This is a genomic window from Polaribacter sp. Z014 (genome assembly GCF_023555435.1).
Classification (GTDB): Bacteria; Bacteroidota; Bacteroidia; order Flavobacteriales; family Flavobacteriaceae; genus Polaribacter.
Map to the genome: position 1 here is coordinate 363,424 of NZ_JALCZP010000002.1, position 12,458 is coordinate 375,881.

13 protein-coding genes are annotated in these 12,458 nt (G+C 29.7%); 1 reads left to right on the forward strand and 12 read right to left on the reverse strand.

Annotated elements, in window-relative coordinates:
• Nucleotides 1-13: 13 nt before the first annotated feature.
• Both MPF19_RS04775 and MPF19_RS04780 read right to left on the reverse strand, forming a co-directional pair.
• The gene (locus MPF19_RS04775) at nt 14-250 is read right to left on the reverse strand and encodes a thioredoxin family protein (RefSeq protein WP_203392999.1); all 237 of its coding nucleotides are present in this window, start codon (nt 248-250) and stop codon (nt 14-16) included.
• Between the two features lie 47 nt (nt 251-297).
• Nucleotides 298-603, reverse strand: a complete 306-nt coding sequence (locus MPF19_RS04780; RefSeq protein WP_203392998.1) for an ArsR/SmtB family transcription factor — start codon at nt 601-603, stop codon at nt 298-300.
• Between the two features lie 218 nt (nt 604-821).
• Here MPF19_RS04780 and MPF19_RS04785 point away from each other — a divergent pair, with 218 nt between their 5' ends.
• Entirely contained in the window at nt 822-2,009 is a 1,188-nt protein-coding gene (locus MPF19_RS04785; RefSeq protein ID WP_249987014.1) for a hypothetical protein, read from the forward strand.
• 49 nt (nt 2,010-2,058) lie between these two features.
• Here MPF19_RS04785 and MPF19_RS04790 read toward each other — a convergent pair whose 3' ends face one another.
• The 10 genes from MPF19_RS04790 to gcvT all read right to left on the reverse strand — a co-directional run bounded on the left by MPF19_RS04790 (nt 2,059) and on the right by gcvT (nt 12,367).
• Nucleotides 2,059-2,844 (reverse strand): hypothetical protein, encoded by a 786-nt coding sequence (locus MPF19_RS04790; RefSeq protein ID WP_249987015.1) that lies wholly within the window; start codon nt 2,842-2,844, stop codon nt 2,059-2,061.
• Between the two features lie 113 nt (nt 2,845-2,957).
• Nucleotides 2,958-3,824, reverse strand: coding sequence for a YkgJ family cysteine cluster protein (locus tag MPF19_RS04795; protein ID WP_203392995.1), 867 nt, complete (start codon nt 3,822-3,824; stop codon nt 2,958-2,960).
• Nucleotides 3,825-3,977: 153 nt separating this feature from the next.
• Complete coding sequence (locus MPF19_RS04800; RefSeq protein WP_249987016.1) at nt 3,978-5,171, reverse strand: hypothetical protein; 1,194 nt, start codon at nt 5,169-5,171, stop codon at nt 3,978-3,980.
• A gap of 259 nt (nt 5,172-5,430) precedes the next feature.
• A complete protein-coding gene (locus tag MPF19_RS04805) occupies nt 5,431-6,150 on the reverse strand; it encodes a 3-ketoacyl-ACP reductase (RefSeq protein WP_249987017.1) in 720 nt (239 codons plus the stop codon).
• A 26-nt stretch (nt 6,151-6,176) separates the two neighbouring features.
• Nucleotides 6,177-7,700 (reverse strand): Dabb family protein, encoded by a 1,524-nt coding sequence (locus MPF19_RS04810; RefSeq protein WP_249987018.1) that lies wholly within the window; start codon nt 7,698-7,700, stop codon nt 6,177-6,179.
• Between the two features lie 21 nt (nt 7,701-7,721).
• Nucleotides 7,722-8,210 (reverse strand): GlcG/HbpS family heme-binding protein, encoded by a 489-nt coding sequence (locus tag MPF19_RS04815; protein WP_203392991.1) that lies wholly within the window; start codon nt 8,208-8,210, stop codon nt 7,722-7,724.
• Between the two features lie 79 nt (nt 8,211-8,289).
• A complete protein-coding gene (locus MPF19_RS04820) occupies nt 8,290-8,862 on the reverse strand; it encodes a Crp/Fnr family transcriptional regulator (RefSeq protein ID WP_249987019.1) in 573 nt (190 codons plus the stop codon).
• 120 nt (nt 8,863-8,982) lie between these two features.
• Nucleotides 8,983-9,981: a metal-dependent hydrolase gene (locus MPF19_RS04825; RefSeq protein WP_249987020.1), complete on the reverse strand. Its 999-nt coding sequence runs from the start codon at nt 9,979-9,981 to the stop codon at nt 8,983-8,985.
• A gap of 18 nt (nt 9,982-9,999) precedes the next feature.
• On the reverse strand, nt 10,000-11,115 hold the full coding sequence (locus MPF19_RS04830; RefSeq protein ID WP_249987021.1) for an SDR family oxidoreductase: 1,116 nt from the start codon (nt 11,113-11,115) through the stop codon (nt 10,000-10,002).
• A 166-nt stretch (nt 11,116-11,281) separates the two neighbouring features.
• Nucleotides 11,282-12,367 carry a glycine cleavage system aminomethyltransferase GcvT gene (gene gcvT, locus MPF19_RS04835; protein WP_203392987.1) on the reverse strand — a complete coding sequence of 362 codons (1,086 nt, stop codon included), beginning with the start codon at nt 12,365-12,367 and terminating at the stop codon, nt 11,282-11,284.
• Nucleotides 12,368-12,458: the final 91 nt, after the last annotated feature.

Below are 12,458 nucleotides of genomic sequence, written 5' to 3' on the forward strand. Positions count from 1 at the left end.
ACATGAAAATTGATTACTTTAAAAGTTCCAATACTTCCTCTTTAGAAGGAATTCTCCCTTTTATGGCAATTACATTGTCTATAACCAAAGCAGGCGTACTCATAACGTTAAACTCCATAATTTTCATAATATCCTCAACCTTTTCAATAGTTGCATCTATGTTGTTTTCTGAAACTACTTCTTGAACAACTGCTGTCATAGATTTACACTTTGGACAACCAGTTCCTAAAACTTTAATTACTTTACTCATAATGTTTTTTTTTATCGCCAATAGGTGATATGATTATTGAAAAAATATCAATCAAAAAATTGTTGAAACAATGATTTTGCAAGGTTCCAGTTTTTTTGATTTATACAATATTTAATTTTGGGTGGTTTTAATTCACCTTGAATTAAGCCTGCATTTTTTAACTCTTTTAAATGTTGAGAAATAGTTGATTGCGCCAAAGGAAATACTTCTACTAAATCGCCAGTAAAACAGCAAGATTGATTTTCTAAATGCTTTAAAATGGCAATTCGAGTAGGGTGTGCTAAAGCTTTTGCAAATTTGGCTAAGGCTTCAGTGTTTTCTTTGTACGCTATGGGTTCTATATTTCTTTTCATATTGTCTATCGCAAATGTACGATGGGTTTTTTAGGTTATATGTGACAAATGTCACATATAACCTATTTTTTGTAAATTATTTTTTGTTTCTATTCATAAAAGTTTAATTTTTTAAAATATCCATTTACAGGAAAGTACATGATTTAAAATAGGCATTAAAGTATAAAAAAGGATATTTTTGGCATAACTATTGAAAAATAGAAAACAAACTATTTATTATGCAAAAACAATTACTATTTATTTTATCGTTCTTAATTTTTATTTCTTGCGGTAGTGTTAAAAGTACACAAGAAGCTATTAATAATGGAAATTATGATGGAGCTATAAATATAGCTTTAGAAAACTTAAAGAAAAATAAGACTAAAAAAGGAAATCAGCCTTATGTTATTATGTTAGAACAAGCTTTTGTAAAAGCAAATTCTAAAGATTTAGCAAAAATTAATTTTTTAAAGAAAGATAATAATCCAGAAAGTCTAGAAACAATTTTCGGACTTTATGCGAATTTAAAAAATAGACAAGAAAACATAAAACCCTTATTACCTATAGCAATTTTGGAAGAAGGTAGAGATGCTGATTTTAAATTTGTTAATTATGATAATGAAATTATAGCAACAAAAAATCAATTATCGGATCATTTATATGAAAAAGCAAAAGTACTTTTTAATAGCAATGCTAAATTAGATTATAGAACTGCTTATTCTGAATTAGAATATTTAGAAAAAATAAATCCTAATTACAAAGATGTGCGTAATTTAATGGAAATTGCACATCAAAACGGATTAGATTTTGTGATTGTTTCTATGAAAAATGAAACCGAAAAGATCATTCCTAAGAAGTTAGAAGAAGATTTATTAAACTTTGATACGTATGGTTTAAATGATTTTTGGACTGTTTATCATGGAAGAAAAAGCAGACAAATAACTTATGATTTTAGTTTAGAGTTAAATCTTAGAAATATAACAGTTTCTCCGGAACAGGTTAAGGAAAAAGAAATTATCAAAGAAAGTCAAGTTAAAGATGGTTTAAAATTTCTTTTAGACGAAAAGGGAAAGAATGTTTTAGATAGTGAAGGTAATAAAGTTGAGGTTGATAAAATGGTAAATATTCGTTGTTATTTATATCAATTTACGCAATTAAAAACTGCAAAAGTTGTTGGGCAAGTAAAATATGTAGATTTAATTTCTCGTCAAGTAATAGAAACGTATCCTATAGAAAGCGAGTTTATTTTTGAACACATTTATGCCAATTATAAAGGTGATAAAAGAGCTTTAGATAAATCTTATTTAGATTTAGTGGTCTTAAAAGTAGTACCTTTTCCTTCCAATGAGCAAATGGTGTATGACACCGGAGAAGATTTAAAAGAAAGACTAAAATATATTATTACTAGTAATAACTTTAGAAATTAAAAAAAGCCTCACAAATTATTGTGAGGCTTTTTATATTAAAAAAGAAAATTTATTTCTTAATATAGTTTTCTGGAATAGCAAAGTCTTTTCTAAAACCTTCCACAAAGTGAATGTTGGTTATTTTTGCACTTCCAATTTTTTTAGATAAACCATTATCTAAAGTCCATTCATAATACCCCCAATTTGAGGCAAACGGAATACCATCAATTAATTTATAATCTTCGTATTTAATGGCGTGAGGATCTGCTTCTGCAGCTGCTTTTGTTTTACCAGAAGTAACAATGTATGCAACATGCTCTAAAAGATGTGTCTTTTTATTAGTATATACAATATACCAATCATCTGGTGCATCACCAATATTTGCTTCGAAAGTTAACTTTGCCGTATCAAAATTTTGGGTAGCTTCTTTTGTTTTAAAATCGTTATTCCATTTGGTTCCTTGGTCACTAAGTTTATAAGGGTATAAGAAAAAGTAGCTCCAAGTATATGCATGAAAACGAACCCCAGGATTGTCTTTTAAACTAGGTGAAACAAAAATATTTTCTTTGTTTACATAAATTTCATCACCATTTTTATAGGTAATTTTAGCAATGTCTGAAGTGGTTGAAACAGTAACTGTTGCATCAAAAATTTCATTTCCGCCAAATTCAATTACAGCATCAAATTGAACAGCTTCTTTTGTTAAAAAAGTGTCCTTTTTATGAGCTATTTCTATTTTTTGAGCAAATGTTTTCTCTACGGGTTTCTCTTCAATTTGTTTTTTTACTTCTGGCGCTTTTTTACAGCTTACAACAAGCAATAAACTTGCAAATACTGTAATAATTGTTTTTTTCATGTGATGGGTTTAAATAAGTATTAATTGATTCTAATTTGATGTAATCGATTAAAAAATAGAAACCTTACATTTTTTTTGAAAGAAAATTAAATAACTATTCGAGAACTTAATTTTTATTCTTTGGCTCCATATTTTTTTGCAGTTTCTATCCAAAGTTCTGCAATGCCTTTTGTGTCTGCACCTAAACCTCTAGATAAATGTAATGCCACTCCCATAATTAAAACACAAGCTTTATGTACTTGCTCAAGTGTTTGTAAATTCCCAAAAGATTCTTGGGCTTTTAGTAGTAATAAATCGTTGTGTTTCTGAGCAAATTCAATAGGATTTTCTATAGGATCTGTTATTTCGGGAATCATTAAAGAATCTATCCAATTTTCACCTATTCTTTCAGCTAAGAGTTCTGGAAGTTCGTTGCCCATTTCACTCCATACCGCCAATGTTTTTGTATCGCCAGAGGCGGATAAACCACTTTCTAATAACAATTCAAAAGCAATGTCTGCAATATTTTGCATCACGGTTAAATAAGCGTCTTGTGCCTTTTCAAAAGGAGCTGCTCCTTGACCTTTTAAATAATCACCAACACTCATTTTTGGTAAATCTAACACTTCTGCACAGTCTGTTAAACAAGGAAATTGTTTTCCTTCATAAATATAATCTGCTTTGTCAAATTGTATTTGTCTTCCTAAAGGGTATAATCTACAAGCTAATGGACGACCTTGGTGTACACTGCACCCAAAATTATCTACATATTGGCTACACGCTAATTGTCCTTTTTTATCAGGTTTACCATTAAAAGTTAATCTTATACCACCAAAATCTGTATATAAATCTCTAAATTCTTTCGGACTGATTTTTTTCTCTTTACTAAAAGATAACAATTCCCAAGGGTTTAACATAACTGCTTTTCCAAAACAACAGCTACCAGATCTAGAGCAGGTGAGTGGTAATATACTTTTAGAACTTAGTTTGGTTGTTTGCATTGTATAGGAATTGTTTGTAATAATTGAATTATATGCGGATTATAACTGCGCTATAATGCAGCTGTAATTACGTTGTTATTGTATTGTTTTTTTATGCCAAATAAAAATTGACAAAGTATGGTTGGGTGATTTTATCTAAAATATTAAAAGAATTTAATATTCCATAAGCGTTTTAAACTTACTATTTAAATTGTAAATATTTAAATTATCGTCAAACGTAACCTGAACAGCTAAAAGCTTTGCTTCTAGTTCCAAAATTTTAGTATCAATTTTATTTTTATCTCCAATTTCTTTACTTTTTTCTAAAACTTTTTTTAAGGCGGATTGATAGGTGGTAAAGATGGAAATATATTCTTTACTTAAAGATTCAATTTCATCTCTTATAAATTTAGCTTGATTTAATGCATAGTTAGGAAATATCAAGTTTTTATTTGTTAAGTGATTATTATAATCCAATGGTTTAGCATTAATTATTTTATCTACTCGTTGTTGCACAATACTCTTTGTGTAATATTTATTAATTACGTTTGTTAACGATAATTTCTTATCTTTTTCAGAAATTTCGTTCGGATTTAATGTGTTAGAACGTTCTGTAGTATATTGTGTTAAAAGTAAAACCAAACCTTCTTTTCTAATGTCTAAATTATTAAGGTTTTGTTCAAATTCTGTTTGCGACCTTGCCAAACCTTCATAATGTTCTAAGTAAACTTTTAAAGATTTTTTTAATTCAACAACGTCATCAATAGAAACATCGTTACCATTAAGTGCATTTGCCATGACTAAATTTACCACAGACTTTATAGAACTAACTACAGGAATAGCACTTGTTATTTTTTCAGCTAACGGAGAGTTGATTATGTTATTTACAAAAAGTAGAAATTTCTTTTTTTTAACTCCATTAATTTTTCTGTTCCCTTTTATGATTTCTTGCTCTATAATTTTTGTGATTTCAATAGACAAAGAAAAACCTAAGTCTGAATTTTCAGGATTATTTAAACTAGAAATTTGAGTTAGATAATCACTCGTTGCATCCAATTGTTTAATAGCGTTTAAACTAGCGTTTGATGCAAAAACAAACTCGGTTGTATTTATTATTTTTTTTCTTCGTTGCTCTAATTGATTTTTAAGACCAAAAAGTTCTGCATCAGAAAACTTTTGTATGATTTGGTTATTAGACCTCATTAATTCTTCAAAGTTTTTAACTTTAAAAACTATAGTGTCTAGTTTTTCTTTGGTTTTTAAAAGTTCGAAATAATTTTTATAAAGTACGTTTAAGGAGTCTCTTTTTGTTTGTCCGGTTACAATTGAAGTAGAAATAATGAAAATAATTATTAGTAGTTTTTTCATAAGATATATAATGATTGGTCTTAAATACTTTAAAACGTAAACCTGAATAAAAGATATGTATTTATAATTATTATTTGAAGGTAGCTAAATTAGTTTTTTTGAATTAATAAATCAATAAGAAAAAACAGGTTTTTAATTTTGATAAAAATATGATGATAACTTTAAATAATTACGTTTAAAATGAATCCTAAAAAAGTAACCCCAATCGATTTTGATTGGGGTTTTAAAGTCTTTAAGGTTATTTTTAATGAAACTATTTTTATGGATTTGTAGACCATAAAGCAGCGCCTTTAAGCATTGCTCTTCTTGGTAGTTTTAAACCGGCAACAATTAATTCTGCAAAATCTTCTGGTTGTAAAACGTTATCTTGAGAGTTTTCGTTCACCATACCTAATTCTATTGTCATTTCAGATTCTATGGTACTTGGTGTAAGTGTACACACTCTAATATTATTTTTACGTACTTCTTTCATTAAAGATTCCGACATACCAATTACAGCAAATTTAGATGCAGAATAAGCAGAAATATTTGCATTTCCGTTTAAACCTGCGGTTGATGAAATATTAAAAATATCACCTTCATTTTTAGCTATTAGATATGGTAAAACTTCTTTAGTTACATGGTACATTCCTAATACGTTGGTTTGTATAATTTGCGTCCATTCACTTACTTCCATGTCATTAAATGAACCGATTGAAGCAATACCTGCATTATTCACTAAAATATCTACAGTGCCTAAGGTGTCTATAATATTTTTAATACTACTTTTCACTTCTTCATAATTACCAACATCAAAGACCGAGTAGATTGCTTTAATACCAAAAGTTTCTAATTCAGCAACCGTTTCTTTTAAAACGGTTTCATTTCTACCTGTTATGGCAATATCAATTCCTTCTTTTGCAAAAGCCAAAGCAGTTGACTTACCAAGACCTCTACCGCCACCAGTAATAATGGCTTTTTTATTTTTTAGATTGTTCATTATCTATCTTTTTAGTCTAATTTTTATTATTCTTTTGTCCAATAATCCATCACTAATGCATCGCCAAAAAATGGACCATATTTATTTAATAAAGCAATATGTGCTTTATGAAAAAGATACGTTTCTCTTGCGTGTTCATCCTTAAATGTAATCACAAAAGTATGAGTAAGACCTTTGGTATGACCTTCTGTACTATCATTTACACCCCATTCAAATCCTGCAACGCTAGGAATTTTGTTTTTAAGATCAACAAAAGCATTTACCGCGGCATTTACTTGCGCTTCGGTAGCATCTTCTTTGTATTTTAGATGAACGATGTGCTTGATGACTTTTCCTTTTCTGTCAATTTTCGGGGCAATTTTATAGCTCACTATTTTTTGTAAATCAAATCTGTTTGAGCCTGCAATTAAGAAATTATCTTCACCTATTTTATGAGATTTTAAACCATAATAAATAGAAAAACCAGTTTCTAAATAATTTATCGGACTCAAAATTCCTGCTTCGTTTAATTTTAATAATTGAATACTAGCATCGTCTCTTGTACCAACAGCTAATACTGCTTCGTTGTTATTTATAGAAACAACTTCAATTCTTGTTTGTCCTTTTAATTTTGTGGTTTCATCATCTTTTAAAACAAAATGCGGAACCAGAGCTCCTTTTTTATCAACTTTAAAAACACTAACGCCATCACCATGATACACAAAATTTGGTCTTTTTATAAATCCATTATTTTCGTAATATTTATGATGTCTGTGTCCTACAATCACATATTTATGATCACCCAAAGTAACACCTGTTACAGGGTAGGCGCCTGTTAAATACCTGTCTGTAGTATTGTCGCTAATATTGTTTACATTTTTGAATTTTCCATTTTCGTACACTCTAAAACTACTTACACCATTGTCTTGGAATCCGCCTGTATATAAATACGTTTTTCCTTTAACAACATGTGTAAACATTCCAATAATTCCATCTGTGTGAATCTTTTCATCATCTTTCATAGATTGAACATGGGTAAGTTTTCCGTCATTTTCTATTTTTAAAGAAGTTAAACCAGGATTTTCTTCTAAACCACCAACAAAAAGGTAAGATGCTTTTTTCATATGAATTACTTGCAATGTAATAGCAGTACCAAGGTGCATTTTATCCGTATCTTCAATTAAAGACACACGTTCTAACGAGCCATTATCTAGAATTTTAAAAGTCTCAATTACATTTCCGTGCTTGTTTGCAACAAATAAAAAGTCAGTACCATTAATATTATCAGCAACCATGCCTCTTGAAGGTCCTTTTTTTAGGTGTAATTCGTGGTTGCTAATTGGTGTAAGTACTCCCTCTTTATCTAAACTGTACACATCAATACCTCCTGCACCTCCAGCAAAAACATAGTGCGCACCATTTTTTTCATAACTAGTAACAGAAACCGTGTTTTTTCCAGAAATATTTTTGAAGTCTTTTCTGTAAAGCATGAGATCATCAGTAACTTGAGCGACACCAATTTGTGATAAGAATATAAGTGTAATTAAAATGTAATTTTTTATGATTTTCATATTTTTAGTTTTTTTGATAAATTATTCTATAATTGATGCAGCTCCTGCAATAGCAATTGCTCTGTCTTGTTCTATGGTTCCGCCACTAACACCAATGGCACCAATAATTTTACCCTCTTTATTTTTGATAGGAACTCCACCTGGAAACGTCATTAAGCCACCGTTAGAATGTTCTATATTGTAAATAATTCCTCCAGGTTGCGTTAATTCTCCTAATTTACCTGTATCGATGTTAAAATAACGAGCTGTTTTTGCTTTTTTGATGGCTACATCAATACTCCCTAAAAAAGATTCATCCATTCGTATAAATGCTTTTAGATTAGCGCCAGCATCAACCACAGCTATATTAACTAACACATTAGAATCTTCGGCACTTTTCTTTGCTGCTAATAGGGTTTGAAACGCTTCATCGTGCGAAATGTCATTTGTTATTTGGGCTTGTACTGAATTTGATATTACAATAAATACGATTGCAATAAGATAAAATTTTACTGGTTTTAAAAACTTCATAAGGCTATTTATAATTAGTTTCACAAAAATTATAAAATGTATTGATAAAATAGTTGAACAAGTTCAACTTCCCATAAAATTATGTATTCTTTTTTATTTTACTTAAAAATTCATGTGTTATTCCTAAGTAACTAGCAACTTGTTTGTCTGTAAGTTTGGTAACAATGTTTGGATACGTGGTTATAAAATGTAAGTAGCGTTCTTTCGCCGTTTGAGAGTTGTTTCTAATTAAACGACGTTGCCATGCAACAATGGCTTTTTGAGACATGATTCTAAATAATTTCTCTACAACGGGCACGGATTCATACAGCGAAAGTTTATCTTCTTTGTTAATTAATAATACTTTACTGTCTTCTAAAGCTTGCATATTTAAATCTGATGGTTTTTGATTTAGAAAGCTATCAATATCCATTAACCACCAATCTTTAGCTGCAAAGTATAAGGTGTTTTCTTTTCCTTTTTTATCAATAGTAAAAATTCTAAAACAACCTTCTAATACAAAACCTTCAAACTTACAAATACTTCCTTGTGTTAATAAAAACTCTTTTTTCTGAATTGTCTTTGGTTTAAAAAAATGACAAATGCTTTCTAATTCTGTGTTAGAAAGCTCTGAGCTCTTTTGTAGGTTTTTCTTTAGTAAATCGTAGTTCATTAAATTAAATACTTCTAGATGAGCAATAATACGACTTCCTTTTTAATTCCAAAATAATAGCAATTCTAATTAATCTTAAATTAATATTCTTGTTAAAATTGATAAATAAAATGGGTGTTTTTAATTCCCTTTAATCCTTTCCCATAATTCTGATAACAACTTTTTAACGTCTCGTTTTTCCTTAGGTTCTTCTATGAAAAACGGAATTCCGTTTGCATCAATTTCAATTTTGTACTTAAAAACGAAATTTTCAGCATTTGGTTTCATACTTAAAGCGCCAAAACGTAAATCATTAAAATATAGAATATTATCTTTTTTATTGATCGTATACCAACCTTTAGAAATGGTAATCATCCGTTGTACTTTAGGTTGCTTTACCAAATCACCCAATAATTCATGATTTTTAGGATAACTAGAAAATTCAATCGGATTTTTATCGAAAAAAGAAGAATGCCCAATTAAATACTCATTTTCTGTCTCCACATTGGCAGTCCATAAAATGGTATTCAAAGGCGTTGGTTTTGTTTCAATTTCTTTGTATTCGATGTTCTGCGCAGCCAATTCTTTGGTAAATGTTTGATAAGAAACACCTTTTAAAACCAATGTAAGTACTAAATAAGAACTACTGATAATAAGCCCTAAATTGTTGTAAAACCTTCTTTTTTTAGCCTCCTTTTTTTGTCGCATTGCTAAAACTAAAAAGACTAAAAAAGGTACAGTATATAAAGGATCTACTACAAAAACATTTTTAAAAGCCAATCGAATATCCAAAGGCCAAAAAAGTTGTGTTCCCCAAGTGGTTTGTGCATCTAAAATAGGATGCGTTATAAAAGCCCAAAAGAATAGCCAAGACCAATCTTTAACATTTTTATATTTTTCATATCGTGTGACGATGAAAGCAAAAATAGGAGCAAAGAGCACCGAGAAAAAGATAGAATGTGTAAAACCTCTATGCATTTCTAAAGCGGTTACTTTATCAGCAAAAAAATTAGCAAAAATATCTAAATCAGGAATTGTACCAGCAATGGCACCATATAACATGGCTTTATTACCAATTTTTCTTCCTAAAACCGCTTCTCCTACTGCAGCACCTAAAACTATCTGTGTTAATGAATCCAACTTTTATTGTGATTATAATTAGTAACTTTTTCTAAATTTCTTTTCTACCGAATAATTAATCAAGTTCATGAAATTTTCATGAACACCGAGTGTATTTTCTAATTTTAACTGCTGAATGAGTTTTAAAATTTGGTCAGTTTTAAATTGTAAATCCGGAATAGAAATATAATTTTCAAAAATATCTCCTATGGTTTTGTAATACAGTGTTTCAAAAGAATTTAAGTTTTTAGGTTTTTCTGTAACATATTCATAAGAATTTACTTCAAAAGACTCTAAAACATCGCCTACATATTCTTTATGTAATATCTGTGTTGGGTTTACAATATTCAATTCTTTTATCTGCGGATTTAAAAAAGCATATAAAATAGCTTTCGAAACAAAATCTACAGGTACAATATTTAAACCACTTTTTTTGTCAATCCAAATCCTAAAAGCTTCTTTAGATTTGGAGGCATACTTTGCTAAAAAGATAGCCCAAGAATAGAAAACATCATATTTAGGAGTTTCATAAAAAGGTTTATCAATTAAACGACCACAAATAATACTTGGTCTTAAAATTTGAGAAGCTATCTTTTTCTGTTTACAAGTTTCCCTAACAAAGCGCTCACTTTCATATTTAGATTGCTCATACGGATTTCTGAAATTGGTAACGACATAGTTTTCAATTGCATCGTTTACTTTTTCATTTTGTATTCCAAAAGAATAGGCCGTACTAATGTATAAAAAACGATTTACACGTTCTGGTAATTGTTCTAAAAGTTGCTTGGTAACTAAATAATTTTGAGAATGGACTGTCTTTTTAGAATCATTTGTGCTAGATAAATTAGTAGATCCAGCACAATGTATTACGGTATCAAAATTATAGTTTTCTAAAACCTCTTTGCTAATGGTTCCTAAATCATGCGGAATTATAGTGATTTTTTCTAGACAAGCTTCAAGCGTAAAATCATTTAAAAACGCAGGGCGAGAGGCATCTTGTAAAACAGCCAACAAACGCTGTTCTGCTGTTTTTTCATTGGCTCTTATTACAACAAAAAGATGCTGTACCGTTTTATCAACAATGGCTTTATGCAGCCATTCAAAAATAATATGACTTCCAACAATTCCGGTTCCTCCAGTTAATAAACAATTCATATTTTTTTGATGAAATTTCAATAGATGATTAAATAAAAAATAGTTGCCTTAAAATAAATATAGACAACTATTTGTCCGTTTGAGCGAAGTTAGAACTTATATTGACTATAAAGTTCTCGACTGCACGAACGGACATATATCATTATAGTAGAATTCTAAAATGCTTTTATCCTTTGTAAAAAGGTAATTTTACTATCGTTGCAGGTATCGCTTTTTTACGAACCTGTATATGAATTTGTGATCCTGCTTTCGATAAAATTCTTGGTACATATCCCATTCCAATTCCTTTATTTAAACAAGGACTCATGGTACCAGAAGTAACTACTCCAATTACGTTTCCGTTTCCGTCTACAATATCGTAACCATGTCTTGGAATACCTCTTTCATTAAATTCAAAAGCAACCAATTTTCTTTCTGGTTTGTGTTCTTTTTCTTTAGCTAAAGCTTCTGCGTTTACAAAGTCTTTTGTGAATTTAGTAATCCAGCTTAAACCTGCTTCAATAGGCGATGTGGTGTCGTCAATATCATTTCCATATAAACAATACCCCATTTCTAAACGCAAAGTATCTCTTGCCGCTAAACCAATTGGCTTAATTCCGAAATCTGCTCCAGCTTCAAAAACTTTATTCCAAATTTGTTCCGCTTCTTCATTTTTACAGTAAATTTCAAATCCGCCCGAACCGGTATATCCCGTTGCAGAAATAATTACATTCTCTATACCTGCAAAATCGCCTACTTTAAATTTATAAAAAGGAATAGCAGCTAAATCTAAAGAAGTTAAAGATTGCATAGCTTCTACAGCTTTAGGTCCTTGAATGGCAAGCAAAGAATAACCTTCAGATAAGTTTTTTAAATCCGCATTAAATTCCTCATTATATTTAGAAATCCAATTCCAATCCTTTTCAATATTAGAAGCATTTACAACTAATAAATATTGGTTTTCTTTAATTTTATAACAAATTAAATCATCTACAATTCCGTTTTCTTCATTAGGGAAACAGCTGTATTGCGCATCACCAATTGCTAGTTTAGAAGCATCATTAGAAGTAACTTTTTGTATTAAAGCCAAAGCATTTTCACCTTCAACCAAAAATTCACCCATGTGGCTCACATCAAAAACACCAACAGAATTTCTAACTGTTAAATGTTCTGCCGTAACTCCTTCATATTGTACAGGCATGTTGTAACCAGCAAAAGGAACCATTTTAGCACCTAAAGCAACGTGAATATTATTTAACGCAATATTTTTCATGTAAAGATTTCTTTAAATTTCAGCTAAATTATTGAAAAATCAGGAATAAACAATTGCTAATAATTGTTATTATTTTTGAACTAAAAAAAAT

What these genes read in the sequence shown, in the direction of transcription:
- MPF19_RS04810 (WP_249987018.1), bottom strand. Translation starts at nt 7,700, where the DNA reads ATGAAAATCATAAAAAATTACATTTTAATTACACTTATATTCTTATCA.
- MPF19_RS04800 (WP_249987016.1), bottom strand. Translation starts at nt 5,171, where the DNA reads ATGAAAAAACTACTAATAATTATTTTCATTATTTCTACTTCAATTGTA.
- MPF19_RS04820 (WP_249987019.1), bottom strand. Translation starts at nt 8,862, where the DNA reads ATGAACTACGATTTACTAAAGAAAAACCTACAAAAGAGCTCAGAGCTT.
- MPF19_RS04790 (WP_249987015.1), bottom strand. Translation starts at nt 2,844, where the DNA reads ATGAAAAAAACAATTATTACAGTATTTGCAAGTTTATTGCTTGTTGTA.
- MPF19_RS04830 (WP_249987021.1), bottom strand. Translation starts at nt 11,115, where the DNA reads ATGAATTGTTTATTAACTGGAGGAACCGGAATTGTTGGAAGTCATATT.
- gcvT (WP_203392987.1), bottom strand. Translation starts at nt 12,367, where the DNA reads ATGAAAAATATTGCGTTAAATAATATTCACGTTGCTTTAGGTGCTAAA.
- MPF19_RS04775 (WP_203392999.1), bottom strand. Translation starts at nt 250, where the DNA reads ATGAGTAAAGTAATTAAAGTTTTAGGAACTGGTTGTCCAAAGTGTAAA.
- MPF19_RS04785 (WP_249987014.1), top strand. Translation starts at nt 822, where the DNA reads ATGCAAAAACAATTACTATTTATTTTATCGTTCTTAATTTTTATTTCT.
- MPF19_RS04805 (WP_249987017.1), bottom strand. Translation starts at nt 6,150, where the DNA reads ATGAACAATCTAAAAAATAAAAAAGCCATTATTACTGGTGGCGGTAGA.
- MPF19_RS04780 (WP_203392998.1), bottom strand. Translation starts at nt 603, where the DNA reads ATGAAAAGAAATATAGAACCCATAGCGTACAAAGAAAACACTGAAGCC.
- MPF19_RS04815 (WP_203392991.1), bottom strand. Translation starts at nt 8,210, where the DNA reads ATGAAGTTTTTAAAACCAGTAAAATTTTATCTTATTGCAATCGTATTT.
- MPF19_RS04795 (WP_203392995.1), bottom strand. Translation starts at nt 3,824, where the DNA reads ATGCAAACAACCAAACTAAGTTCTAAAAGTATATTACCACTCACCTGC.